Origin of the sequence: Streptomyces sp. Ru62, assembly GCF_002920615.1 — a bacterium.
Taxonomy (GTDB): Bacteria; Actinomycetota; Actinomycetes; order Streptomycetales; family Streptomycetaceae; genus Streptomyces.
In genome coordinates this window covers 249,242-273,697 of record NZ_PQSU01000007.1, presented here as the reverse complement: position 1 = coordinate 273,697, position 24,456 = coordinate 249,242, and the positions used below count along the sequence as shown (strand labels likewise).

At 73.7% G+C, this 24,456-nt stretch carries 19 protein-coding genes; 3 read left to right on the top strand and 16 right to left on the bottom strand.

What is annotated here, in order from left to right; genetic code table 11:
- Positions 1-38: 38 nt before the first annotated feature.
- From galU to C3492_RS12290, 10 genes are all read right to left on the bottom strand, one after another.
- Entirely contained in the window at positions 39-950 is a 912-nt protein-coding gene (galU, locus tag C3492_RS12330; protein WP_103811782.1) for a UTP--glucose-1-phosphate uridylyltransferase GalU, read from the bottom strand.
- Complete coding sequence (locus tag C3492_RS12325; RefSeq protein ID WP_103811781.1) at positions 947-2,458, bottom strand: trehalose-6-phosphate synthase; 1,512 nt, start codon at positions 2,456-2,458, stop codon at positions 947-949. Before C3492_RS12325 ends, galU begins: the two co-directional genes overlap by 4 nt.
- A gap of 88 nt (positions 2,459-2,546) precedes the next feature.
- Positions 2,547-3,608 (bottom strand): zinc-binding dehydrogenase, encoded by a 1,062-nt coding sequence (locus tag C3492_RS12320; RefSeq protein WP_229887068.1) that lies wholly within the window; start codon positions 3,606-3,608, stop codon positions 2,547-2,549.
- Positions 3,609-3,667: 59 nt separating this feature from the next.
- On the bottom strand, positions 3,668-4,867 hold the full coding sequence (locus C3492_RS12315) for an acyl-CoA dehydrogenase family protein (protein ID WP_103811779.1): 1,200 nt from the start codon (positions 4,865-4,867) through the stop codon (positions 3,668-3,670).
- Between the two features lie 354 nt (positions 4,868-5,221).
- On the bottom strand, positions 5,222-5,368 hold the full coding sequence (locus C3492_RS44570) for an LxmA leader domain family RiPP (RefSeq protein ID WP_014675881.1): 147 nt from the start codon (positions 5,366-5,368) through the stop codon (positions 5,222-5,224).
- Positions 5,369-5,506: 138 nt separating this feature from the next.
- Complete coding sequence (locus C3492_RS12310) at positions 5,507-6,538, bottom strand: T3SS effector HopA1 family protein (protein WP_258055646.1); 1,032 nt, start codon at positions 6,536-6,538, stop codon at positions 5,507-5,509.
- A 265-nt stretch (positions 6,539-6,803) separates the two neighbouring features.
- A complete protein-coding gene (gene lxmK / locus C3492_RS12305; RefSeq protein ID WP_258055645.1) occupies positions 6,804-7,955 on the bottom strand; it encodes a class V lanthionine synthetase subunit LxmK in 1,152 nt (383 codons plus the stop codon).
- 7 nt (positions 7,956-7,962) lie between these two features.
- Complete coding sequence (locus C3492_RS12300; protein ID WP_103811778.1) at positions 7,963-9,024, bottom strand: ParB N-terminal domain-containing protein; 1,062 nt, start codon at positions 9,022-9,024, stop codon at positions 7,963-7,965.
- Positions 9,025-9,078: 54 nt separating this feature from the next.
- Entirely contained in the window at positions 9,079-10,275 is a 1,197-nt protein-coding gene (locus C3492_RS12295; protein ID WP_258055644.1) for a transposase, read from the bottom strand.
- A gap of 151 nt (positions 10,276-10,426) precedes the next feature.
- Positions 10,427-11,401, bottom strand: a complete 975-nt coding sequence (locus C3492_RS12290; RefSeq protein WP_103811776.1) for an LLM class flavin-dependent oxidoreductase — start codon at positions 11,399-11,401, stop codon at positions 10,427-10,429.
- Positions 11,402-11,668: 267 nt separating this feature from the next.
- On the opposite strand from C3492_RS12290, the gene C3492_RS12285 reads away from it, so the two are divergent.
- Positions 11,669-12,295 (top strand): TetR/AcrR family transcriptional regulator, encoded by a 627-nt coding sequence (locus C3492_RS12285; protein ID WP_103811775.1) that lies wholly within the window; start codon positions 11,669-11,671, stop codon positions 12,293-12,295.
- On the opposite strand, the gene C3492_RS12280 is transcribed toward C3492_RS12285, so the two are convergent.
- Genes C3492_RS12280 through C3492_RS12270 form a run of 3 tightly spaced genes read right to left on the bottom strand, consistent with a single transcriptional unit; the run spans position 12,286 to position 15,600 of the window.
- Complete coding sequence (locus C3492_RS12280; RefSeq protein ID WP_258055643.1) at positions 12,286-13,308, bottom strand: HAD family phosphatase; 1,023 nt, start codon at positions 13,306-13,308, stop codon at positions 12,286-12,288. The two genes, C3492_RS12285 and C3492_RS12280, sit on opposite strands and share 10 nt — an antisense overlap.
- Positions 13,305-14,543 (bottom strand): oxidoreductase, encoded by a 1,239-nt coding sequence (locus C3492_RS46635; protein ID WP_308461141.1) that lies wholly within the window; start codon positions 14,541-14,543, stop codon positions 13,305-13,307. Before C3492_RS46635 ends, C3492_RS12280 begins: the two co-directional genes overlap by 4 nt.
- A 34-nt stretch (positions 14,544-14,577) precedes the next feature.
- A complete protein-coding gene (locus C3492_RS12270; RefSeq protein ID WP_308461140.1) occupies positions 14,578-15,600 on the bottom strand; it encodes a ScbA/BarX family gamma-butyrolactone biosynthesis protein in 1,023 nt (340 codons plus the stop codon).
- Between the two features lie 143 nt (positions 15,601-15,743).
- On the opposite strand from C3492_RS12270, the gene C3492_RS12265 reads away from it, so the two are divergent.
- The gene (locus tag C3492_RS12265) at positions 15,744-16,424 is read left to right on the top strand and encodes a ScbR family autoregulator-binding transcription factor (protein ID WP_103811772.1); all 681 of its coding nucleotides are present in this window, start codon (positions 15,744-15,746) and stop codon (positions 16,422-16,424) included.
- Between the two features lie 69 nt (positions 16,425-16,493).
- Here the strand turns inward: C3492_RS12265 and C3492_RS12260 are convergent, their stop codons facing one another.
- A complete protein-coding gene (locus C3492_RS12260) occupies positions 16,494-17,087 on the bottom strand; it encodes an ABATE domain-containing protein (protein ID WP_103811771.1) in 594 nt (197 codons plus the stop codon).
- 132 nt (positions 17,088-17,219) lie between these two features.
- Between C3492_RS12260 and C3492_RS12255 the strand changes: the two genes are divergently transcribed.
- Entirely contained in the window at positions 17,220-18,452 is a 1,233-nt protein-coding gene (locus C3492_RS12255; RefSeq protein WP_103811770.1) for an MFS transporter, read from the top strand.
- Positions 18,453-18,722: 270 nt separating this feature from the next.
- On the opposite strand, the gene C3492_RS45645 is transcribed toward C3492_RS12255, so the two are convergent.
- Positions 18,723-20,768, bottom strand: coding sequence for an SWIM zinc finger family protein (locus C3492_RS45645; protein ID WP_258055642.1), 2,046 nt, complete (start codon positions 20,766-20,768; stop codon positions 18,723-18,725).
- A gap of 817 nt (positions 20,769-21,585) precedes the next feature.
- Positions 21,586-24,441: a DEAD/DEAH box helicase gene (locus tag C3492_RS12235; RefSeq protein ID WP_103811767.1), complete on the bottom strand. Its 2,856-nt coding sequence runs from the start codon at positions 24,439-24,441 to the stop codon at positions 21,586-21,588.
- Between the last annotated feature and the right edge of the window lie 15 nt (positions 24,442-24,456).

The window sequence follows — 24,456 nt, the reverse complement described above, 5'->3', positions numbered from 1 at the left end:
GGCCGGGGTGGCCGGCCGGGTGAGGGGGGTGGCCGGTTTCAGGGGCTCTTCGTCATCGACTCGGTGACGTACCGGTGGAGCCAGGTGCGGAACTCCTCGCCGAGGTCCTCGCGTTCGCACGCGAGCCGCACGATGGCGCGCAGGTAGTCACCGCGGTCACCGGTGTCGTAGCGGCGGCCCTTGAAGACGACGGCGTGGATCTGCTCGTCCCCGTCGGACAGCAGCCGTTGCAGCGAGTCGGTGAGCTGGATCTCGCCTCCCCGGCCGGGCGGGGTGTCGCGCAGGACGTCGAAGACGGCCGGGGACAGCACGTACCGGCCGATGACGGCGAGGTCACTGGGTGCCGTGCCGGGCCGCGGCTTCTCCACGAGGGAGGTCACCCGGACGACGTCGGAGTCCTCGGTGAGGTCGACCGCGGCGCAGCCGTAGAGGTGGATCTGGGCGGGGTCGACCTCCATCAAGGCGATGACGCTGCCGCCGTACTCGCTCTGGACCTCGGCCATCCGGGCGAGCAGGGGGTCGCGCGGGTCGATGAGGTCGTCCCCGAGCAGTACGGCGAAGGGTTCGTCCCCCACGTGCGGGGCGGCGCACAGGACGGCGTGGCCGAGACCCCTGGGCTCTCCCTGACGCACGTAGTGCAGGGCGGCGAGGTCGTTGGTGGCCCGCACCTTCTCCAGCCGGCCGTGGTCGCCCTTGGCCCGCAGGAGGCGTTCCAGCTCCTGGTTGCGGTCGAAGTGGTCCTCCAGCGCTCTCTTGCTGCGCCCGGTGACCATGAGGACGTCGGTCAGTCCGGCGGCCACGGCCTCCTCGACGACGTACTGGATGGCCGGCTTGTCGACGACGGGCAGCATCTCCTTGGGCGTGGCCTTCGTGGCGGGCAGGAACCGCGTTCCCATGCCTGCCGCGGGGATGACGGCCTTCCTCAGGGGGACGGGCGGTACGGGTGTCATGTCAGGGCCCATTCGGTGTCGGAGGCGAGCGGCGCGGGGCCGTCCGCCACGGGGGAGCCGGAAGCGCCGGTGCGGCCGTCGGAGAGGGCGGCGAGGAACGACCGCGCCCAGAACTCCACGTCATGGGTGAGGACTTGGCGGCGCAGTCCGCCCATACGGCGGCGCGCCTGCTGCGGGGACTGGGCCAGCGCCTCGGCGAGGGCGGTCTTGACCTCGTCCAGGTGGTGCGGGTTGACCAGGAACGCGCCGGTCAGCTCGGCCGCCGCGCCCGCGAACTCGCTGAGCACCAGGGCCCCGTCCTCGCGGTACCGGCAGGCGACGTACTCCTTGCAGACGAGGTTCATGCCGTCGCGCAGCGGGGTCACCAGCATGACGTCGGCCGCGCTGTAGAAGGCGGCGAGTTCCTCCCGGCTGACGGAGGTGTGCAGATAGTGGACGACCGGCCGGCCTACGCGGCTGAACTCGCCGTTGACCCGTCCCACGGCGCGCTCGACGTCCTCGCGCAACCGGACGTAGTGCTCGACGCGTTCGCGGCTGGGGATGGCGAGCTGGACGAAGGCGACCCGGTCGGGACGGATGCGCCCCTCGGAGAGCATCTCGTGGACCGCCCGGAGGCGGACGTCGATGCCCTTCGTGTAGTCCAGCCGGTCCACCCCGAGGATGATCTTCTCCGGGTCGCCCAGTTCCTCGCGGATCTGCCGGGCGCGCCGCTGGACGTCGGGCCGCCGGGCAAGCCGGTCGAGTTCGGCCGCGTCGATGGAGATGGGGAAGGCCCCGATGCGGACGTCACGGTCGCCCAGCCGGACCTCCTCCTGGCCGGAACCCGACGCGGGATGCGGTGCGGTGGGCAGGCCGGTGAGCCGGTGCGCGAGCCAGCGGAAGTTCTGGGCACCGCCGGGCCGGTGGAAGCCGATGAGGTCGGCGCCGAGCAGACCGCGTACGATCTCGGTCCGCCAGGGCAGCTGCATGAACAGTTCCACGGGCGGGAACGGGATGTGCAGGAAGAAGCCGATGCGCACGTCGGGGCGCAGTTCGCGCAGCATGGCCGGGACGAGCTGGAGCTGGTAGTCCTGGATCCACACGGTGGCTCCGGGGCCGCTGACCCGGCTCGCGGCCTCGGCGAAGGTGCGGTTGACCCGCACGTATGCCTCCCACCAGCCGCGGTGGTACTCGGGCGGCACGATCACGTCGTGGTACAGCGGCCAGAGGGTGCCGTTGGAGAAGCCCTCGTAGAAACCGCGGACGTCGTCGGCGGAGAGCCGCACGGGATGCAGGCGCAGGCCGTCGTCCGGGAGGTCGGGGAGGTCATGGGCGGTGGTCCCGGGCCATCCCACCCACACGCCCCGCCTTCCGCGCAGGAACGGTTCCAGGGCGTTGACGAGGCCTCCGGGGCTGTGCCGCCAGTGCGGGCGGCCGGCGGCGTCGCGTTCCAGGCTCACGGGCAGGCGGTTGGCCACCACCACGAGGCCGGCCCGCGCTCGCGGTGCCTGCGTGTCTTCGTCGTCCATCCGGAAGCTCCTTGTGCGACGGGCTGGGGCGGGGGCGCCGCGCCGGGTGCGCCGGCCGGTGGCCGCCGGCGGCACACCCGGCGGCGGGTCACTTGCGGAAGTCGACGATGGTCTTCAGGTCGGTGGTGAACCGGTAGTTCTCGAAGATGGCCACCAGACCGTCGTAGTCGTCGAAGGGGTGGACGGTGGACAGCAGCGCCTTGCCGTCGACGATGCCCCGGAGCAGCATCTGCATGGCCGCCGCGATGACGTTGGCGCTCTTGTGCATCGGGAAGTGGGTGACGTCGAAGGGCGCCGAGCGGATGTTGATGCCCTTGGCGAGCATGAGCCAGGTGTCGAACTTCTGCATCTCCTGGGACGCCCCGTACAGGACGTAGCGCCCCCCGGCCTTCATCTTGCGCATGGCGACCCGGCGCGGGTCCTTCTCCTCGTCCACGCCCTTCACGGTGGGCAGGGCGTCGAAGACGTAGTCGAAGGTCCCCTCCGGGACGGAGTCGATCAGCTCCTCCGGCAGGTAGGCCCGGTCGGAGAACTGACTCTCGGCGAAGGCGTTGCGGGCCGGGTTGGTGTCGACGGAGACGACCGTGTTGGCGGCGAGGAGCTTCTTGATCACGCTGCCCGCGATGATGCCGATGGGCCCGGTGCCCAGGATGAGCACCTTGTCACCGACCCGCGGCGGGTTGGACAGCACTGAGCGCATGGCACCGGTGACCGGTTCGATGAACGACGCCTCCAGATCGCCCATCTCCTCCGGTATCTTGACCGCCGCCGCCCGCCGGTCGTCGTTGAAGTTGCGGTCGGCGGCGAAGACGTCCTCCTTCACCTGACCGGAGAAGATGGGCCGCACGGTGCGGTACTCGGCGAAGCCGCCGAAGTCCGTCTGGCCCCAGTAGACGATGCGGTCCCCGACCTTCACGTCGACGGAGCCGCCGTCGAACTCGGGACCGATGTCGACCACTTCGCCCAGGTACTCGTGGCCCAGGATGACGGGATATTCGGACGGGAAGAGGTGTCCTTCGTAGAAGGAGATGTCGGTGGAGCAGATCGACACGCACCGCGTCTTCATCAACAGGCCGTCGACCGGGGCCGCGGGGACCGGGAGTTCGGCCAGAACGGTCTTGCGCGGGGCCAGGAGCTGCACTGCCTTCATCGATTCCACTGGTTTCCTCCGGGATGTGCCGGCATCGGATTCTTGGATACTTCGCGGGGTCAGCGGCGCTTCAGCAGTTCTCCGCCGAGGAGGTACTGGCCGGCCATTTCGTAGTGCGTGGACGACAGCGTGATGTGCTTGACCGCGGAATGCACGTCACGGAAACAGCGCTCCAGCCGGCTGGTGGCGTAGACGGAGGTGGCGCCCGCCAGGTTGTAGGCGATGTCGACCGCGGCCGAGGTGTTCTCCGCCACCGTCGCGGCGGTCAGGCGCACGAGCGCGGTCAGCGGCTTTCCACCCGTCTCACCGAATTCGCTGACGCGGGCGGCGGTGTCGGCGAGCAGCAGGCGCGTGGTGTGGACGAGCATTTCGGCGCGCGCCAGTTTCTCCTGGACGACATGACTGGTGGCCAGGGTGCTGCTGGCACCGGTCGCGGTCTTCCTGACGGCGAGTTCCTTGAACGCGCCGACCGCGTCCTGGGCGATTCCGAGCGCGGTGGAGGCGGAGGTGAACGGCCCGAAGTCGTCGTAGCTGATGGCGTACGCGCGCGATTCCCGGGCGGCCGGCGGGCGGGTCATCTCCGCGCCGTCGACGGTGTATTCCTGCGGGACGAAGACGTCCTGGACGGTGTAGTGGTTGCTGCCGGTTCCGCGCAGCCCGACGGTGTACCAGGTGTCCTTGAACTCGACCGACTTGCGCGGCATGAACAGCATGCGCAGTTCGGGGCCGCTGTCGGTACGGCGCACCTGTCCCCCCTCCGTGACGAAGGCGGCGCACACGAGCCAGTCGGCGTGGGCCGACCCGCTGGCGAACGCCCACTCGCCGCTGAGCCGGTATCCGCCCGGGACGGCCTCGGCGCGGCCGGACGGGTTGACGCCGCCCACGACGAGGCCGTCGTGGTCACGGAACAGCTCGGTGGAGGTGGCCTCGGGCAGGTAGTCGGCGAGCCGGCCGATGGCGCCCTGCACGCCCATCTGCCAGGCCACGGAGGCGTCCAGACGGGCGAGCGCCTGGATGACGGCGGAGCCGGTCCGGATGCTGACCTGCGAGCCGCCGAACCGCCGCGAGACCCACATCCGCGGGATCCCCGCGTCCCGCAGGGCCTCGAACACGGGCCGCGGGGTCACGCGCTCGCGGTCGGCCTGCTCGCGCGCCGCCTCGATGACCGGCGCGATCCGCTGGACCCGGTCCAGCCACGCTTGCGTCTCCTCGTCCGGCAAGACGGAAGGCAGCGCGTGCTCGACGCTGAATTCATTCATGAGATAGCTCCGTACTGTCCCGGAATGGGTTACGAGAGAAAACCGCAGGACATGAACTGCGCACTGCGAAGGAATGCGTCCACGTTGACGCTGGAACTGGAGAGCGTCGGCCTCACGGCGGGCAGCCTTGGCGCCGGGCAGCGGATCTTCCCTCCGAAAAGGGAATCCGAGGCTTCTTCGCTCACTCCGCGAACGGTGCTCCCACCTCGCGGCTTCGTTCTCCATTCTGGGAAGGACCGGTGCGCCGGGCAAGCCCCGCCGCCGCGAAGTTGCACGCCGCGAACGACAAAAAGAGCCCGGGAGAACTCGGTGAGTTCTCCCGGGCTCGGCGTCCGCGCCGTGCGGCGCGGTTCGTCAGTGCTGGCCGGTGAGGCTGAAGGTCGGGGTGATGGAGAATCCCGGGGTCTTGGCCTCGGTCGACGCCTCGACGGCGGCGGCGAGTTCCTCAAGGTCGGTGTAGGCGTCGAAACCAGTGGCCAGTTCGGCGGTCTCGTTCATCATGCTGCTACCTCCTGTTTGTTTTTCAGGGGCTCCGGCCGGAGATATTTCTTTTATAGCAAGCACGGATGTGACCACCAAGATGCATCTTGCACAGTCCGGCGCCTTTCCGGGTAACCGCCGTGTGAAATAAGCGCTACATCATGCGGTGAGATTGCGGGCCGGGTCGGAGGGATCGATGCGCGCCTCCGCCAGCCGGCGTGCGAGCAACACGTCGAGGCTTGTGCCGCGGCCCGTGGTGGCGTGCTCGACCAGGGCCTGGGCCATGACGTGACTGCGATGCTGTCCGAAGCTCATCCCCCGCATGCCCGGCCGTGTGTCGCCGGGCTCCGCCGCCGATGCCACGCCGGGCGCGTGCCGGCGGGCGAAGAGCGACGTCTCCTCGCCCAGCGCGGGATGCCCCGCCACCTCGCGGGCCACCAGGTCGAGCAGCGCCCGGTCCTCGGCCGCGAGGTACACGACGACGGCGTCGTACCGCGGGTACTGATGGGGAACGGAGGCCGCCTTGGCCCTGTAGGGCCGCCCGCCGGCCTCCAGCGCCCTCAGCACCCGCCCGAACAGCGCGGGAGCGGCGTCCGCGTCGCGGACGTGCAGATAGACGCGGAGCAGGGGCTGTTCGCGGGGCGGTGGTCCCTGCGAGCCGGTGACGAAGAAGAAGCCCGGGGAGACCGCCGGGTGCGCGGCCGGCCAGGCCAGCCTGACCGGCCGCCCGTCCTCCGCCGGCCCGGTCAGCCATGCGCCGGGCACCGCCACCGCCACGCCCCCTGTCCGCACCACGACTCGGCCACCGGCGCCGGAACCCGGTGCGCGGCTGCCGACCAGCTCCGCGTCCGAGGGGAAGGTGGTGTGCGGCACCTCACGGGCCAGAGCCTCTTCCAGTCGCGGGTCGCGCAGCCGCTGGGAAGGGGCCGACGACTCCGGCAGACCGGCGTGCAGGCTCGCGTAGAGGGCGTCGGCGAGCGCACCGGTCAACTGCCGCGCGTCCTCGGCGGTCACCCGCCGGCCTGCCAACTCGGCCTCGGTCGCCGTGGCATCGACCCGAACGTCGCGCAGAGCCGCCGACAGGGCCTCGGGCAGACGGGTGTCACCGGCCATACGGCCACCTCCGGACTCGGCCTCGGTGTCGAGGGGGACCCCGTGCGGAGTCTCGGACAGGCGCACGTCGTCGGTCATACGGCCACCTCCGAGCCGAAAGCGGTGACCGACACCCGGCGGCTCGGTGGCCGCGGCGTCGACAGGACGGCACGCGGACGAGGGCGGCCCGTCACACGGCCGCCTCCGAGCCGCGGCCGGTGAGGGGGCAACTCCGGCTCGACGGCCGTGGCATCGACAGGGACAGCGGGCAGACACGCGCCACCCGTCACACGGCCACCTCCCGACTCGGCCTCGGTGTCGCGACGAACCACACGCGGAGCCCCGGGCAGGCGGGCATCGTCGGTCATGCGGCCGCCTCCAGGCCCAGGGCCGCCGTGAAGCGTTCGGGGATGAGGAGGAGGCGTCGGCCGACTCCGGCGGCGGCGCGGTCGACCGCACCCAGCCGGGCGGACTGTGTGGCGCCGGCCAGCAGGCGGTCGTACATGTGCCAGCCTGCGTAGGCGGCGGCGCGTACCGCGAGGTCCCGGTCCGGAGCACCGTGGGACCACTCCCGTCCCGCGTCGACCGCCCGGTGCCGGGCGGTCAGGTAGCTCTGCCAGAAGGCGGTGATCTGCACCCGGGCCGCCGCGATCGCCTCGGTCAGCCGCGCGGTCATCTCCTCGTGGGTGGGTGCGGGCGCGCCCTCGCCGCGGATCACCCGGGTCAGCGAGCGGAACAGCCACTCCCCCGCGAGACTGCCGAGGTCGCGGGCCGGGTCGCCGAGGCAGAACTCCTCCCAGTCCGACAGGTACATCTCGCCCGCCGAGATCAGGAACTGGTCCAGGCGCAGGTCGGCGTGGACAGGCCGGGCGGCGGCCGTGGCCGAGGCGTCCCGCAGCCGGTCGAGGGCCTCGTGCAGCCGGGTGTCGCGTTGCAGCAGCGCCCACGCGTCCAGTTCCGCCCGCGTCGAGTTGAGGTACGTCTCCGCGGTGAGGGCGCGCAACGACTCGCGTGGGAAGAAGGACGCGGGTGCGGCGGGCAACGACGGATCCGGTGCCAGGTCGTGGACGTGGGCGACGAGTTCGCCGGCGCGCTCGCACCAGATCGTGGAGAAGCCGTCGTCGGTCTCGGCGACGTCACTGCCGGAGCGCGCGTCCTCCAGCAGTTCGAACGCCATGAGGCAGGCGGCCGGGTCCCAGCCCAGGCACGTCGGCCCGAGGTGGCGGGAGTGGTCACCGCCGCGCCGGGCCTGTTCGAAGGCGACGGCCCGCTCCAGCCGTCGGCCGGGTGCCCGCCCGGCGCCGTCGAGCCGTTTGACGAACAGTTTGATGCCGCGCGTGGTGGTGCCGGCCCAGTTGGCGTTCCGGCCGGGGTACGACGTCACGTCCGCCTCGCGCAGCCGGCCGAGCCCGAGCGCGTCCAGCAGCTCGTTCACCTGGGGGACGCGGGACAGTTCCAGGGCCCGCACGTGCCGGCGCGCACTCCGTGCGTGCGGCGTGGAGGGTGTGTTCGGCATGGAGAGCTCATCCTCTTTCTTCCAGGCGCCTGCTGAAGTCGAGCCACACCTGCGCGCATTCGCGTGCGGCGGCGGACAGTCCCGACAGGCTGTGGGGCGGGAGGCCCGCTATCAGCCGCTCGCTCTCCGCCTGCGACAGGAGCCGGTTGTCGAGCAGTTTCAGCAGCAGGCGCCCGGTCTGGGTGTGCCGCAGGGAGGGGTCCCGCATGAGGGCCGCGAGCGTCGGGCCGCTCGGCCGGCGCCCGGTCCGGTCCGGCGGCCCGGGAGGGTCGGCCTGCGCGGCTCCCCTTCCCGTCCGCCGGCGTAACCGGGGCGGAAGCGGGTCCTCGCTGCTCTGCAGTCGCCGGCGGACGTCGCGCGCGGTGCCGGGGGAGATTCCCGCGGCCTGTGCCACCTGCCGCAGGGAGGCGTCGGGGTGCCGTCGGAGGAAGGCCGCCGCGCGCTCCCGGCCGTCCGCCCCGTCGACCGGACGGGCCCGCCCGTCCCGGCCGATCCGGGTGTGCAACTGCTGTTCCCGGCCGGTTGCACACTTCTGCCGGAGCTTGCCGATCGTGGTCGCCGACAGGCCCGTGACATGGGCGACGGCACGGTCGGACCAGTGCGGGTGCGATTCGAGGACGCGTTCGGCGGCGGTCAGCCGCTCGGCCCTGGACAGCGGCAGCCCGTGCCGTACGTTCGAGGCCACCGCCAGGACGAAGGCGCCGTCGTCCGGTCCTTCGTAGAAGCGGGCCGGGACCGTGGTCTGCCCGCGCAGCCTGGCGGCGTGCACGCGGTGCGTCCCGTCGATGAGGCGCAGGGTCCCGGCGTGCACGATCACGGGTGGCAGTGGCGCGTCGCTCTCGGCGAGGGTGCGGACGTGGTCGTCGTCCTCCTGGACGCTGCGGGGCGAGTCCGCGGGGAGCAGGTCGCTGATGTCGACGGTGTGAACGGTCGGGGAGACCGCCGTGAGGACGGCGTGCTCCTCCGTCGTCGGCGCCTCGGTCGGTGGCGCCTCGGTCGGTGGCGCCTCGGTCGGTGGCGCGTGGTCGGGTGGAGGTCCGCCGGCGTTCGACGACTTCCGGTGGGCCATTGTCGTTCCTTCCCCCTGCCTTTCGGCTCGGACACGGCATCGGCGTGACGTCGTCTAGGACGTGAGTCGCAGCAGCGCCCCCCTGGGGGTCGGGTGGTGACCGTGCCGGCAGGTCCGGGGCGCGGTGCGGTGGAGGCGGCTGAAGACGTAGGCGGCCGCGGCCATCGTCATGTGGTGGTGCCAGCCCGGGTAGGAACGCCCTTCGAAGTCCTGGACGCCGAAGTCGTCGATGAGGTCGGCGATGGCGCAGTCGGTGGCCGTGACGGTCTCCGCCAGCGTCGGCACCTCGTGGATCCGGGTCGCCATGTTCGTCAGCCAGTACCGCCCGTCCCGGTGGAAGGGCGATGCGGGCTGCATGACGAGCCGGTGGGAGAGCGGGACGCGGTGCGGTCCTCCGGAGAGGTAGGCGGGTCCGGTGTGCAGCAGGAAGCGCCCCGAGCGGCGGTCGTCCGGGGGGACCGCCGACGCGAGGGCCGGCTGCCCCCGGCGGTGTGTCATGGCGGTGGCGGCCGACACGGGACGCCGGCCCAGGGCGGCCAGGTGCATCCGCTGGGCCGGGCCGACCTCGCACAGGAAGTCCTGCCCGTGCTCCGTCAGCGCGTCGACGACCAGGGCGGCGTCCGGCGTCTCGGTCAGGTCCAGCACCCAGGGCGCCTGGCCGCCGTCCGGCAGGGCCGGGACCCCGGTCACCAGTTCCCGTACGTGTTCGGCCAGGGTCCGCGCGGTCTCCGTGTCGGGCACGCGGGCCCGTCCGCGCCGTACGGTGTCGGTGCTCCAGGTGTCGTCCAGGAGCAGCCGCCAGTCCACGGGCAGGCTGCCGTACGACGTGACCGCGAACAGCCCTATGGCGACCTGGCAGTTGATGACGCGTCCGGCGCGCGGGTCGAAGCGCCGGTGGACGCCCACCGAGTGGTGGCCGCGCTTGCGGATGGTGATGGTGGCGATGCTCCATGCCCGTGGCCGGCCGTGTTCGGTGATGGCCCGTACCAGGGCCTGGCGCACCGGGGCCCAGTCCCAGGTACTGCCGTTGATGAACTGCTGGAGACCGTGCGCGGACGCCGTACGGGGACTGACCGCCTGAGCGAGGCCGCGCAGGGTCTTCCTGCCCGGCACGGTCAGCAGACCGTGGAGATAGGCCTGCGCCCACCTGCGCTGGTCGACGCGCGGGAGCGAGGCGAAGGTCTTGTTGACGAAGGCTGCGACGGCGGCGCTCTCCGGGATGGTCGGGTGCCCCTCGTACATCTCTAACATCCGGTGTTTCCCCCTTGTCACCCACCCACCGCAGCGGGTGCCGGCCGTCGGCCGGCCGGCCGCAGCCAAAAATACCTTCCCACAGGTAGTTTTCCCGGATGTAGGAACGACTTTGCGAATTCACGCCGTGACCAGGGAAGTTGTCGCCGGATCAGGACTGGAAAGCGGTTGTGACGGCGTGCAGGTCCTCCAGGGCCGCACGGGCACCCTCGGCGAGGAACACCCCGGTGACGTTGAGGATCACCTCGTCGACGCCCGCGGCCCGGTACTCGTGCAGTCGCGCCGCGATGTCCTTCGGATCACCACTCAGGTGGACGCCGTCGCCGACGAGCCGGCCGGCCGCCTCCCGGGGGCGGCCCGGGTCGACGTCCAGCCCGGCCCGGCGGAGCATGTCGGCGTAGTGGGCCGATCCCAGGTGGGCTCCTACGGCGGCGAAGGCGACCTGGTCCAGGTCGCGGCCCGGCCGTCGTACCGCGAGGTGCACGACGCTCGCCACCCGCGGCACGGGCCGGTCCGCCGCACGGGCCCCGGCACGCAGCGCGGGCATGATCCGGTCGGTGAGGTAGGGCAGCGGTGCCAGCCAGGTGATGGCCACGTCGGCGCAGGAGCCAGCGGTTCTCGCCATCCCGGGGCGGAGCACCCCGAGCCCCACCTCGACGCGCGGGGAAGGGAGTTCGGGCAGGGCGTAGCGGGTGGTGTGCGCGGCGCCACGGTGCTCGACGGCGTCCCCGTCCAGTAACCGCCGCATGACCGTCGCGTAATCGGCCATGGCCGTCAGCGGGCTGTGGTACGGCTCCGGCAGCAGGCGCTCTTGGAGGTCGAGCGAGCCCGGCCCGTACCCGGCGACGTACGGCGCCTTCGACAGCACGCTCACCGTGCGGGCCTCGACGGCGGCCTGGTAGGGGTGGCGCAGCGGCGCGAGGGAGACCGCGGTGCCGAGCGGGAGACCGGGCTGCCGGGCGGCGAGCGCGGCCAGCGCCATCTGGGACTCAAGGTGGAAGGACTGCCCCAGCCACAGCCGTCCGGAACCCAGGCGCCGGACGAAGGACGCGAAGGCCGCCATGCCGTCCAGGTCCCGGGGCGGCGCGGGGTAGAAGACGGACAGCCCCTTCGGTTCGGCGAGCATCGGGTCTCCTTGTCGCTGTGCCGGCGTCTCGGGTGCGGGCCGGCCCTGCCGCTGTATACCTGACGCGCGAGCGCGCGGATCCAGGGAGCGGGGAACCTGCCGAGATGGCGGTACGACTTCGCGAGGTCCGAGCCGGGCGCACAGGGCCGGGACGGGCCCCGGTGCCGGTTTCGGACAGCTCGCGCCCTTCCGCTTGTCGGCCCTGCCCCGCTGAGAAAAAATTCCGTAATGATGGTTTGTTCTTCGTTCCGATGCCGAAGGGGCGCTGTGGTCAAGCAGGACAGAGCACGAAGGACCCATGAGCTGCTGCTGGACGCGGCGGCCGCGGAGTTCGTCCGCCACGGCTATGTGGGGGCCAACCTGCAGCGCGTGGCCGAGGAGGCCAACCTGACCAAGGGGGCGCTGTACGCGCACTTCGCGTCGAAGCGCCTGCTGGCGAACGCGCTGATCGCGCCGTTCGAGGCCACCTGGCGCGAGCTGCTGGCGCAGGCCGGACGGACCGACCTGTCACCGGCGGAGCGGCTGCGCCTCATCACGGACGCGCTCGCCGGGCGGCTCCAGGCGGATCTCCGCTTCCGCGCCGGGTTCCACCTGGCCAGCGAGGACGCCCGCACCCACGGCCGGCTCCCCCGCTTCGCCCTGGACTTCAGCGGCTGCGTGCTGGGGCTGGCGGCCGAGGCCCAACGGCAGGGGCGGTCGGCGGGGTTGCAGGATCCCGAATGGCTCGGGCAGCTGCTGCTGGTCCTCATGTACGGCGTCTACTACACCACCCCCGCGTGCGGCACGGGCCGGTTCGGTGACGCGGTGTGCGCCCTGTGGCAGCAGGTCGTGCGCGGCGGCGAGGGCGCCGAGGCCGCTCCGCCCTCCCTGCCCGCCCTGTGCGGTCAGCGGTGACCGGGTCCCTGCCGGGCGGGCAGTCGGTGCGCGCCCGGCAGGGCCCGGATCAGCTCCGGGTCGTCCCCCACCACCACCGGGTGTCCCACCGCATCGAGCATCGGCAGGTCGCTGATGTGGTCGCCGTACGCGTGGCAGACGGCGGGCGAGACGTGCGGATAGCGGCGGAAGACCTCCTCCACGGCCCGCCGCTTGCCCGCGCCGATGACCGGATCACCGACCAGCTCCCCGGTGTAGCGGCCGTCGCGGATCTCGGGGCGGCTGCACAGCAGGTGGTCCGCTCCCACCTCTGACGCTATCGGCGCCAGCAGAGCGGGGAACGAACCGGAGACCAGCACCAGCAGGGAGCCCCGCGCGCGGTGCCGCAGCAGGGCGGCGCGGGTGGCCTCCAGGAAGAGCCGGTGGTCGCGCCGCCGGTCGGCCGCCCAGCGGTTCGCCGCCGCCTCGACGTCGGTCACCGCCTCGCCGCGCCACACCCGGTAGTAGAGCCGGTTGGCCTCCACGCGACCGCCGCCGGCGGCGAGCAGCCGTCCGACGGCGCGGCGCGTGTCCTCCGCGCGGTGTGCCCGGGGCCCGCCGAGGAAGTAGTGGTCCATGAAGTCGAACAGGCTCTTGCACGCGATCAGCGTCTCGTCGACGTCACTGAAGACGATGCTCGCCGGACGGCTCGCGGCCACGTCCGGGGAGGCGGCGGAGCGGGTGCCTGGGGACGCGGCGGAGCTGGTGGCCGGGGACGCGGCGCGGTGGGTGCCCGGGGAGGCGGCGCGGTGGGTGCCCGGGTACGCGGCGGAGCTGGTGCCCGGGGATGCGCGACGGGTGCCCGGGGACGCGAGGGAGCTGATGCCCGGGGACGCGAGGGAGCTGGTGTCGGTGGACGCGCGGCGCGTGCCCGGGTACGCGGCGGAGCTGGTGTCGGTGGACGCGACGGAGCTGGTGTCGGTGGACGCGCGGCGCGTGCCCGGGGACGCGGCGGAGCTGGTGGCCGGGGAGGCGGCGCGGTGGGTGCCCGTCATGGACGCTCACCGGCCGGCAGGCCCGCGGCATAGGCGGCGGCTGCCGCGTCGAGGCTCAGCGCGCCGTGCGTGGCGACCGTCCGTACGTCGTCCCAGCTGCGCCGGAACTCGCCGTCGAGGGCGTCCGGCGAGGAGGTCTCGCCCTGTGTGAGGGACGACACCGCGTCGGCCAGGCGCTGCGCGGAGACGGCCGCGTCCCGTTGGTTACGGGCCACCGCCCCCGGAGTGACGGGTGCGGAGTCGGCGCGGCGGGCGGCGGCGTCCAGCAGCAGTCCGACCGCGTCGATGTCCGCGCTGGCGCGGGCCAGGCCGAGGCGCCGGGGGGCCTGCTGTGGCGCCTCCAGCCCCGGCCGGACCTGGCGCGTCCACGCGCGCAGTGCCGCTCTGGCGGCGCCCAGGGCCGGGGCGCACATCAGGAGCTGACCGGCCAGATGGGCCGGGGCCGTGTGGCACCGCGCCCCGTCCCGGTCCTCGCGTGCCTCCAGCAGGGCGGACAGCGGCAGGCTCCGGTGCTCGGGCACGAACGTCTCGGTGAGCGTGACGCGGTGGCTGCCGGTGGCACGCAACCCGGCCGCGTCCCAGGTGTCGCTCACGGCGACCGCGTCGCCCGGCACGGCGAAGACCCGGGCCGGGCCCCCCTCGTCCTCCGGCGCGACCAGGAGCAGCCACGCGGCGTGGTGCACGCCGCTGACCACCGGCCAGCGGCCCTCGACCAGCCATCCCCGGGGCGCCTTCCGGGCCCGGCCGGACGACGGCCGTAGTCCCGCGGCGATCCGGGTGTCCGGACCCGCGCCCCACACCTCCCGCTGCGCCGGCGGCGGAAGGCGCGCGGCGAACCGGCCGTGCGTCGCCCAGAGCATGCCGCACCAGGCGGTGGACGCACAGCTCTCGGCCAACGCGGCGGTGGCGTGGAACAGTTCGCGGAACGTGCCGTCGCCGCCACCCCACCGGCCGGGAACGAAGTGCCGGGCGAACCCGGCCTCGTCCAGAGCGCGCAGCGTCTCCTCGTGGAGGCGGCGCCGGGTGTGCGCGTCCGGGGCCAGGCGCGCGGCCACGGCGGCGGCGCGCTCAAGTCCCTCCCGGCTCAGTCCGGTTGTCCGTACGACGTCCAACGCGGCGGTGGGCGCGAGGGGTTGCGGCGCCCCCGGGACGGCCGGCGCGTCACCGGGACGTCCGGAAGCAGTCGTCGACCGCGGTGTCGGTGTGTTGTCGCAGGTCTGCTGTTCGGTATGCATGGCGCTGCTTCCTGACGGGGGCGGCCGGACGGGGCTATCGAGGGCTGTCGGACGGCACGGGCGTCCCGGCGTGGTGCCAGCGCCCCGTGATCGCGGCGACGCCGCGGTCGTCCTGGGCAGCGTCGATGGCCAGGTGCCGGCCCCCGCGGGCGGTGGTGCGGTCGTCGGTGACCCTGAGCCGGACCGGCGAGTCCAGCTCCGCGAAGGCGAGGCAGTCGACGGTCAGGGAGGTGAGCTGGGAGGCGACGGCGGGCCGGCCTCCGCTCGCACCGTGGCCGCTGGTCACCACGTGGCCGAGCTGCCGCACCCCTTCCAGCAGGACCATCAGCGGGACATGATCCGTGGGATGGTCGAAGAGGACGGCGTGGTCGAGGTCGGCGTGGAGCTCCCATTCACCGGCCCGCCCGGTCGCGGCCAGCACGCTGTCCTTGCCGCGCAGCCGGCCGACCTGGGCGGCGGGCAGGGTGAGCACCCGGCACCGCTGCGCGGGAATCACCGTGCCGCTGCCGCCTGTTCGCCGTCTCAGCACGGAGTAACGGCGCTCGTCCAGGGCGACGACCTGGAGGCTCCCCCGGCCGATCTTGCGGTCGTCCACGATCAGTTCGGCCTCCAGCCGCATGCCGTGGCGGTGCGGCGGCCGGCTGTCCACCCACTCCCAGCGTGCTTCCAGCACGACGGGGAGCGGCTGCCCGGTGACCCGCAGCGCCTGCGGTTCCGTGATGTCCAGCTCCATGCGCCGGCCGACGAACCGCCGGTCCAGCGGTATCGCGTAGTGCCAGTGCGCGAGGTAGACGAGTGCCTGGCGGACGGTCTCGGCGGCGAGCAGCGGATCGCTGTGCCCGAGTACGTCAGGATGGTAGAGAGCGTGATCACGCGGCCACTGCGCGCCGACCAGGAAGCGGTCGTCACCGAGCGCCAGCGCGTCCGTGAGGAACACCTCCGCCACGGACGCCCGGTGCACCAGGTGGCGCGGAACGGTCCGTTGGAAGGTGAGTCGCCCCGCATGCCCGCCAGGGCGATTCCGTGCGCCTGCGTTACCCTGCTGCACCTCGCTCATGCATACTCCCCCGGTTGCGTCTGAGACGGCCGAACGGCCAACCCCCCACACCAAACCTACCTTTGGGAAGGTTTATTCCCTGGCAAAGAACGTCTCGCCGGCGCGCAAGCGGGAGAGGGACCCCTAGGCATTGGAGACGTCAGATGAAAGACCCCCACGACACGACCGCCGGCCACGGCCCGACGGCCCAACGCAAGGAGCTCAAGCAGGAGCGTGCCATCCGCTCGCGGGGGAACATCCTGCTGGCCGCGGCCCGGGCGTTCGCCGGGCGGGGCTACCCGGCCGTGACGATGCTCGATGTCGCCGAACTGTCGGGCATGACCAAGGGAGCGGTGTACTTCCACTTCACCAACAAGGAGGCACTGGCCCTCGCGGTGACCACCGAGTTCTACAAGCGGCTGCCCGCCATCTCCGACACCGTCGCCGAACTGGAGCTACCGCCGGTCGCGTCGGTGGCGGAACTGCTGCTGCGCACGGCGGCGGCGCTGCGGGACGAACCGATGATGAAGGCCGGGGCACGACTCCAGATAGAGCGGGGTCTGATCGACGTCGACCTGCCCATCCCGTTCCAGGACTACACCGCGCTGATCACGTCCTGGTTCCGCAGCGCGCTGGCCGCCGGGGAACTGGAGCACGAGACCCCGCCCGCGACGCTGGCCCGGGTGCTGGTCTCCGCGTTCTTCGGCGCCCAGCACATGTCCTGGGTCTTGCACGACCGGGAGGACATCATCGAGCGGACCGTGGAAGTGCTGCACGCGGTGGTCCCCTGCACCAGGGATCCGCGGCACGTCAGCCCGTTCCTGCTGGAGCAGACGTCCGCGTGAACCGCTGAGGAGTCAGGCGTACGCCGGTGCAGCCCGCGGAGTCAGCCGGAGACCGGTGCGATGCGGGGGTCAGCCGGAGGCCGGTGCCGTCCGCTCCCGTCTCGCGCGCTTCTTCTCCTGGTTGCCGCACGCGCCCATCGAGCACCAGCGGCGGCTTCCGGGGCGGGAGTTGTCGAGGAACAGGGCGCCGCAACGCGGACCACCGCAACGGCGTACGCGCCCCATCGCCGGGGAGGTGACGAGGTCCAGCGCGTCCCGCGCCACCAGGGACAGCACCGCAGCGACGACATCGTCGGCCTGCCGGCTCAGCCGGCCGGCCGCGTCGAGGCGCGGCACCGGTGTGGGCGCGGACGCCCATGCGTTGAGACGGGCGCGGACCTCCGCGGGCACCTGGACCGGGCCTGTGCCGCCCAGCCTGCCCGCCAGCAGGTCGTACAGCACCTCGCGCGCCTCGCGCGCACGGTTCACGTCCTCCTGGCGCACCGGCCGCGATCCCTCCGCCGGGGCGCAGGCGCAGCACTGTTCGGCCCACGCCAACAGCTCGTGCGGTGTGCGCAGTTCCTCCACCTCATCGGCGTCGCCGCGGTACCGCAGGGTGCGCAGGAAGTCGAGGCTGAGGCGCCCCGCGCCCTGCCGGAAGACGATCGAACCGGGCCTGTTCATACCGACAAGCCTACTGACGGCACCGGTTTGACTGGTACCTTGAGGAACCTGGGGAACCACTTAAACCGGTTCTAGCACCCTGTCGGTCTTCCGCTTCTCTCCTCACTTCCGCGTCTCCTCTTGGGGCTTCTCGTGTCCGTCACCTCCGCACCCGCCACCACCACGACCCGGTTACCCGGCCGGCTCCTGGCCCTGCTGTCCCTCACCTGCGGTGTCAGCGTCGCCAACATCTACTTCCCGCAGGCCCTCACCCCGCTCGTCGCCGACGACTTCCACATATCGTCCGGAGCGGCCGCGCTGATCGTGACGGCCGGTCAGTTCGGTTACGCGGCGGGCATCTTCCTCCTCGTCCCGCTCGGCGACCGCCTCCCCTGGCGCCGGCTGCTCGCCGTCCTCCTCTCCCTCACCGGGGCGGGCCTCCTCGTCGCCGGTACCGCGACGACACCGCTCGTCCTGACCGTCGCCAGCGTCCTGGTCGGGACGACCACCGTGGTACCGCAGATCATCATCCCGCTGGCCGCCGGTCTCGTCCCCGAGCACCGGCGCGGTACGGCGACCGGCATCCTGCTCAGCGGCCTCACCCTGGGCATCCTGCTCGCCCGGGCGTTCGGCGGCGGCCTGGGCGGCTGGCTGGGCTGGCGCGCGCCCTACCTCCTGGCCGGCGCCCTCGTCCTGATCCTCGCCGCCGTCGTGCCCAGTCTCGTCCCCGCCCACCGGCCGGCGGGCGCGCCCGCCTACCGCGACCTGCTGAAGGCACCCGCCGAGCTGCTGCGCACGGTCCCCGAACTGCGCCGCTCCTGCCTCTACCAGGCGTTGGTCTTCGCCGGATTCAGCGCCGCCTGGACGCTGGTACCCCTGCTCATGACCGGGCCCGCCTACCACCTCGGTACCGAGGCCGTCGGACTCGTCGCCCTGGTGGGGGCCGGCAGCGTCCTGTCGACCCCGTTCGCGGGCCGGCTCATCGACCGGCACGGGACCGACCGCATGAGCCTGTGGTGTCTGCTCGGCGCGCTGGCGGCCCCCGTCGTCCTGCTGCCTTCGTCGGTGGGCGGCGCGGCCGGTATGACGGCGCTGATCGCCGGGATGCTCGTGCTGGACGTCGCCCTCCAGTCCGGGCAGGTGGCCAACCAGACCCGCATCTTCACCGTGCGCCCCGATGCCAGGAGCCGGCTCAACACGACCTACATGACCTGTGTCTTCCTCGGCGGCAGCCTGGGGTCGTGGGCGGGCGTCACCCTGTACCGCCACTTCGGGTGGGCCACGGCCATGACCGCGGTCCTCCTGATCAACGCGGTCGCTCTGGGCCGGCATCTGCTGCATCTGACGTACGGCCGGCGTCGGAGGGCGGGGACCGCCGGCCCCTGAGACCGGGGTCGCGGTGCCGGAACGGCGGTGCTCCGCAGTCGGGTACGGCCTCCTGGCAACGCCCGTGAGACCGGCGGAGTGACGGTGCTCCGCGGCCGGGTACGGCCTCGCGGAACGGCCCCTGAGACCGGCGGGGATCGCTCAGACCGCGTCGTCCGGTCTGCCGGCGGGGACCAGCGGCCCTTGAGCCGAGGTCTCGGTGCCGGAGTGGCGGTGCTCCGCAGTCGGGTACGGCCTTGCGGAACGGCCCCTGAGACCGGCGGGGGTCGCTCAGACCGCGTCGTCCGGTCTGCCGAGCCCGGTCAGGGCGCCGACCGGGTCGAAGTCGGGGGTGCCGCGGGGCCACCAGTCGTCCTGGCCGGGGTCCGACTCATAGGCGTACCACAGGCCGTCGCGGCCCAGGCGGAGCTGGACGTGGCCGCGTGGGTGGGTGAGGCGGTTGCGCCAGGGCCGGAACGCCGGCAGGTCTGCGGCGAGCAGCAGCGGCCGGGCCCGGTCGAAGCGGCCGGCCGGCGGGTCCCACGGCTCCTCCAGCGCGGCCAGCCCCGCCGAGCCGCCCTGCCGCCAGGCCGCGACGGCACGCGCGAGATCGGCCGGGGTGCGCTGGGCGGCGTCGGCGAGTGTGGCGTACAGCGTGCGGGTGGCCGCAGTCAGCCCGGAACCGGGGCGGGCCGCGGCGAGCCGTACCGCGTCCTGCCACAGGGTCAGTTCGCCGACCGGGTCGCGTCCGGTGGCGAGCAGGGCATGGGCACGGGCGGCGGCGTCGGTCGCCAACTGGTCCAGCGCGAAGGGGTCGGGGCCGCCGGGCGCCGACGGGTACGCCGGGGGCTGCTCGGGGTGCGGGGGCACCGGCAACGGCGGTGGCGGCGGTGGGAGTTCGCGCGGAGCGAGGGCGTCGGCGGCACGGACTCCCGGCAGCGCCTGCGGCTGCCGTTCCCGGGCGGCACGTGCGGCTCGGGCGGCACTGCGCCGGGACAGCGCGTCGAGCAGTTCCTTCTCGCCCCGGCCGCGCAGCAGGAGCAGCACGAAGGGATCGGCGTCGAGCAGACGGGCCGTCTGGTAGCAGAGGGCGGCGGCGTGCTTGCAGGGGTGGCCGGAGTCCGGGCAGCTGCAACGGGGGGCGAGGTCGCCGGGGCCGGGCAGCAGGGGCACCCCGCAGTCGGCGAGCGACTGCGGCAACTCCTTGTCGAGCAGCGCCGCGATGTGCCCCGGCCGGTCGGCCGCCGCGTCCAGGAACCTCTCCCAGTCCTCGTCCTCCAGCGTCCGCAACCGCACCTGTACGCGGTACGGCCGGGGCCGGCTTCCGCGCACGTACGCCAGCACGAGTCCCGGGGTGACGGTGATCGCGTCCACATGCCCCTGGTCCGCGTACCCCCGCCCCCGCGCCAGCCGCTTCACGTCCAACGCGCCCTGCTCCAACGCCCCGACCCAGGCGTTGCCCCACCAGGTCCCGGCGAACGGCCCGTTCCCACCGGCGGTCTCACGCGGGGCGAACGCCGGGAAGGTACGGCGGAGTTCGGTGTCACGGTGCGGGGTGGCCATGGTCGTCGGTACGCGCGGTGCGGCGGGAGTGGGAGGAGTGCCGGTCGCGGGGCGCGCGGAGGGCTCGGCCGGGCCCGCCTGCACCGAGGCACCCCCCGCCGGCGTGGGCCGGGCGGCCGGGGTCCAGCGGGCGAACGGCCCGGCCGGGTCGGGGCGGGCGGGCATGTGTGCCGAAGGCTCGGGCGTGGGCGTCGGGGCGGACGGGGCCGAGGGGGTGGGTCGGGACGCCTCGGCGGGGGCACCGGGCACCCCCGTCGCGGAGGGCGCGGAGCCCCGCGGCTCGGAGGCGCGGTCCGGGAGTGCCGGGTCGGTCAACGGGTCCTCGGGGGTGGTGCCACCGGCTTCGCGTGAAGGGGCGGGGGCCGAGGACTCGGGTGCGGCAGCCGAAGGCTCTGCTGCGGAGGCAGGGGCCTGCGCGGCGGGGACCGGGTACGCAGGCTCGGACCCTGAGGGCGACGGCGCTGTCGCCGACGTCGACGGAGCCGGCCCGGTCGGCTCGGCCGAGGCGTCCTCCTCCGGTTCCTCGGCGGTCTCCTCCCACGTGGGCATGCGGAAGGCGGTCGCCAGGTACTGCCGCATGTCCCGCGCGGCCTTGGCCCTGGCGGCCGAGGTCCGCTGCCCCGGTGCGGGCGAGGTGCCCGGCGTGGCGGTGGCGGAACGTGCCGGTGTCCGCCGCTCACGCCGGGGTTCCGCCGTCTGCGCGCGCAGCGCTTCCGCTTCGCGCCGGGCCGCCCGCAGTGCCTCCCGAGCGATATCGCCGGGACGCCCGCCCATGGCACCGGCCGGTCCCGCACCCTCCGCACCCTCCGCACCCTCCGCACCCGCGTCAGCGGCACCAGCGTGAGCCGCGCCCGCTCCCCGCCCGGACCCCGCCCCAGGACGTGCGGCCTCCGCACGGTCCCCCTCCACCGCCGGGCCGTCGGCATCAGCCACCGCTGCCGGGCCGGCGGCCGTCGGCGGCACGCCCTGACCCCGACGCGTGGCAACGGCGGCCCTCAGAGCCGCGCGCGCCACATCGCCGGGCCTGCCCCCAGGAGCGCCGGCGAGCCCGGCCGGCCCCCCATCACCCGGCTCGCCCTCATCCCCGGACGGCACCGCATTACCCGGCTCGGCCCGGCCACCAGCACCAAGCGCACCGGACGGCAGGTCCCCCGACTCCCCCTCACCCCCGGACAGCACCGCATCACCCAACTCCCCCGGCCACCAGCACCAAACGCACCGGACGGCAGGTCCCCCGACTCCCCCTCACCCCCGGACAGCACCGCATCACCCAGCTCCCCCCGGCCACCAGCGTCAGGCACCGACTGCGGCATGCCCCCCGGCTCGCTCTCGCCACCGGACGGCACCCCGCCGCCAGGCCTCGACCCGCCATCCGAGGGCCCCGCCCCCGCCCCTGGCTCCGTTCCGTCCCCGCTCCCCGAGTGAGTCGTCTCCTCCACGGTGGAGTCGTGCGGCCCCGCGGCCGGCTCGGCAGACGTCTCCTGAGGGGTGTCCCGCGCCGGTCCTGCCGTGCGTGCCCGGTCGGCCTCGGCTCGCTCGCGGGCCGCGCGGAGGGCAAGGCGGGCGGCGTCGCCGGGGCGGGGCGGCGGCGTCATGGGATCCTCCGCAGGGAGACGAGGTCGGAGAGTTCGCGGTCGGTCAGCTCCGTGAGGGCCGCCTCGCCGGAGCCGAGGATCGCGTCGGCCAGGGCGCGCTTGGACGCGAGCATCTCGGCGATGCGGTCCTCCACCGTGCCCTCGGTGACCAGACGGTGGACCTGCACCGGCTGGGTCTGGCCGATGCGGTACGCGCGGTCGGTGGCCTGTTCCTCCACGGCCGGGTTCCACCAGCGGTCGAAGTGGATGACATGGCCGGCGCGGGTGAGGTTCAGGCCGGTGCCGGCGGCCTTCAGGGACAGCACCAGCACCGGTGTAGCGCCGTCCTGGAAGCGGTCGACCATGCGTTCGCGCTCCGGCACCGGTGTGCCGCCGTGCAGCAGGTCGACGGGGATCGCGCGGGCGGACAGGTGGGCGGTGAGGAGGCGGGCCATGCCGACGTACTGGGTGAAGACGAGCGCCGAGCCGTCCTCGGCGAGCAGGGTGTCCAGCAGCTCGTCCAGGAGGGCGAGTTTGCCGGAACGGGCGGCCAGGCGGTCGGGGCGCGGGTCCTCCTTCAGATAGAGCGCCGGGTGGTCGCAGATCTGCTTCAGGGCGCCGAGGAGCTTCAGCACCAGGCCGCGGCGGGCCATGCCCTGCGCCGTCTCGATGGCCAGCATCGACTCGCGCACCACCGCCTCGTACAGCGCGGCCTGTTCCCGGGTGAGCGGCACCGGGTGGTCCGTCTCCGTCTTGGGCGGCAGCTCGGGCACGATGCCGGGGTCGGACTTCTTGCGGCGCAGCAGGAAGGGGCGGACCAGTCGGGCCAGGCGCTGCACCGCTTCCTCGTCCTCCCCGTTCTCCACCGCCCGCGCGTGCCGCGCGCGGAAGGACTTCAGCGGGCCGAGGAGTCCGGGGGTGGTCCAGTCGAGCAGGGCCCACAGTTCGGAGAGGTTGTTCTCCACAGGGGTGCCGGTCAGCGCCACGCGCGCGGGGGACGGGATGGTGCGCAGCGCCTTGGCGGTGGCCGAGTAGGGGTTCTTCACGTGCTGGGCCTCGTCGGCGACGACCATGCCCCAGGGCTGTTCGGCGAGGAGGGCCGCGGTGGAGCGCATCGTGCCGTACGTGGTGAGGACGAAGCCGCCGTCCACGCCGTCCAGATTGCGTTCGGGGCCGTGGAAGCGGCGGACGGGGACGCCGGGCGCGAACCGGGTGATCTCCCGCTGCCAGTTGCCGAGGAGGCTGGCCGGGCAGACGACGAGGGTCGGCTCGGTGCGGGCCCGCTTCAGATGCAGGGCGATGAGGGTGACGGTCTTGCCGAGGCCCATGTCGTCGGCGAGGCAGCCGCCGAGGCCCAGGGAGGTCATCAGGTCGAGCCAGGCCAGGCCGCGGAGCTGGTAGTCGCGGAGGGTGGCGCGCAGGCCGGGGGGCGGGTCGGCGGGGCGCAGGCCGGCGGTGAGGCGGTCGCGGAGGGTGGCCAGCGCGCCGGCGGGAACGGCCTCGACGGTCTCGCCGTCGACCTCGGCGGTGCCGGTGAGGGCGACGGCGAGTGCGTCGACCGGGTCGAGGAGGCCGAGTTCGCGTGCGCGGGCCTTGCGGACGAGCGCGGGATCGACCAGTACCCAGCGGTCCCGCAGCCGTACCACCGGGCGGTGGGCCTCGGCGAGGGCGTCCATCTCGGCCTCGCTGAGCGGGTCGCCGCCGAGGGCGAGCTGCCAGCGGAACCGGAGCAGGTCCTCGCTCTCGAAGAAGCCGGTGCCGTCGGTCGCCGCGCCGGGCGCCGGGCGGACCACGGCGGTGGCGGTCAGGTCGTGGGCGAGGTCCCGGGGCCAGTGCACGGCGACCCCGGCGGCCGCGAGCCGGGAGGCGGCCACGCCGAGCAGCTCGCCCAGCTCCTCCTCGGACAGGGCGAGGACATCGGGGACGTCCTGCTCGGCGAGGCGGTCCAGGGGCGGCCACACCCGGGCGGCGCGTCGCACGGCGAGGGCCGCGTCGACGCGCGCGCGGGGCCCGAACGCCTCGTCCGCCTCGCCCGCCCACAGGGCCGCCGCGTCGGCCACCAGGGTGGGGTCGGCGAGGCTGTGCACCTGCACGACGGCCGCTCCGGCGGCGCGGGCGCCCTCGCTCGCGCCGGCGTCGAAGACGTCGTAGGCGGAGAGGTCCAGGCGGAGCGAGACGCGGACGCCCGCGTCCATCCCGGCGGCGACCTCGGCCGCCCACTCGTGCGCCGCGGGCAGGGTCTGGGGTTCACGGGCGGCGAAGGGCCGGCCGGCGGTGTACGGGGCGGCGGGGGTGCGCGGCAGGGTGTCGGCGACCGCGTCCAGGAAGGAGCGGATGAGGGCCTCGGGCTCGGGCAGCCGGAGGGCGCCCGGGCCGGGGAGGGGAACGGCGTGGCCCTCCGGGGGCAGGGCCGCGGCGATGGCGCGCAGGTGGGCGATGTCGTCGGGTTCCAGCGGGCCGGCCCGCCAGGCGTCGTGGCCCGCCGGGGTGAGGCCCGGCAGCAGCCGGCCGCGGGCGACGAGCCGCAGCGCGTGCAGGGCGGCCGCGCCCCAGCAGGCGGTGGCCGGGTGGGCGGCCGGGTCGCGCCGGGCGTCGACCAGCAGCGGCAGGGCCTCGGCGAGGGGCAGGGTCAGCGCGGGGACCTGCCGGCGGCGCACACCGGCGCCGTGCCGCCGCACGACCGTCAGCTCCTCGGGGTCACCCCCGCTCGCGGTGGGCAGCGGGTCGCCGGCGGGGTCCCAGAAGGCGAGGCGGCCCTGGCGCGGCAGGGGCGCGGGCAGGTAGACGGACGCGAGGCGCGCCGGCACCGGGTGCCCGGTCCCCGTGTCCCGGGGACCCCCCGCTCGCTCGGCCACCGCAGCCGTGCCGCTCATACGTCCTGCCACCTC

Excerpts from the sequence above, each read along its gene's own strand:
- C3492_RS12295 (WP_258055644.1), bottom strand. The coding sequence starts at position 10,275 with ATGTTAGAGATGTACGAGGGGCACCCGACCATCCCGGAGAGCGCCGCC.
- C3492_RS12320 (WP_229887068.1), bottom strand. The coding sequence starts at position 3,608 with ATGAAGGCAGTGCAGCTCCTGGCCCCGCGCAAGACCGTTCTGGCCGAA.
- C3492_RS12270 (WP_308461140.1), bottom strand. The coding sequence starts at position 15,600 with ATGAGCGAGGTGCAGCAGGGTAACGCAGGCGCACGGAATCGCCCTGGC.
- C3492_RS12280 (WP_258055643.1), bottom strand. The coding sequence starts at position 13,308 with ATGACGGGCACCCACCGCGCCGCCTCCCCGGCCACCAGCTCCGCCGCG.
- C3492_RS12325 (WP_103811781.1), bottom strand. The coding sequence starts at position 2,458 with ATGGACGACGAAGACACGCAGGCACCGCGAGCGCGGGCCGGCCTCGTG.
- galU (WP_103811782.1), bottom strand. The coding sequence starts at position 950 with ATGACACCCGTACCGCCCGTCCCCCTGAGGAAGGCCGTCATCCCCGCG.
- C3492_RS12260 (WP_103811771.1), bottom strand. The coding sequence starts at position 17,087 with ATGAACAGGCCCGGTTCGATCGTCTTCCGGCAGGGCGCGGGGCGCCTC.
- C3492_RS12310 (WP_258055646.1), bottom strand. The coding sequence starts at position 6,538 with ATGACCGACGACGTGCGCCTGTCCGAGACTCCGCACGGGGTCCCCCTC.
- C3492_RS12235 (WP_103811767.1), bottom strand. The coding sequence starts at position 24,441 with ATGAGCGGCACGGCTGCGGTGGCCGAGCGAGCGGGGGGTCCCCGGGAC.
- C3492_RS45645 (WP_258055642.1), bottom strand. The coding sequence starts at position 20,768 with ATGGGCGGGCGTCCCGGCGATATCGCTCGGGAGGCACTGCGGGCGGCC.
- C3492_RS46635 (WP_308461141.1), bottom strand. The coding sequence starts at position 14,543 with ATGCATACCGAACAGCAGACCTGCGACAACACACCGACACCGCGGTCG.
- C3492_RS12300 (WP_103811778.1), bottom strand. The coding sequence starts at position 9,024 with ATGGCCCACCGGAAGTCGTCGAACGCCGGCGGACCTCCACCCGACCAC.
- C3492_RS12290 (WP_103811776.1), bottom strand. The coding sequence starts at position 11,401 with ATGCTCGCCGAACCGAAGGGGCTGTCCGTCTTCTACCCCGCGCCGCCC.
- lxmK (WP_258055645.1), bottom strand. The coding sequence starts at position 7,955 with ATGCCGAACACACCCTCCACGCCGCACGCACGGAGTGCGCGCCGGCAC.
- C3492_RS12315 (WP_103811779.1), bottom strand. The coding sequence starts at position 4,867 with ATGAATGAATTCAGCGTCGAGCACGCGCTGCCTTCCGTCTTGCCGGAC.
- C3492_RS44570 (WP_014675881.1), bottom strand. The coding sequence starts at position 5,368 with ATGATGAACGAGACCGCCGAACTGGCCACTGGTTTCGACGCCTACACC.
- C3492_RS12265 (WP_103811772.1), top strand. The coding sequence starts at position 15,744 with ATGAAAGACCCCCACGACACGACCGCCGGCCACGGCCCGACGGCCCAA.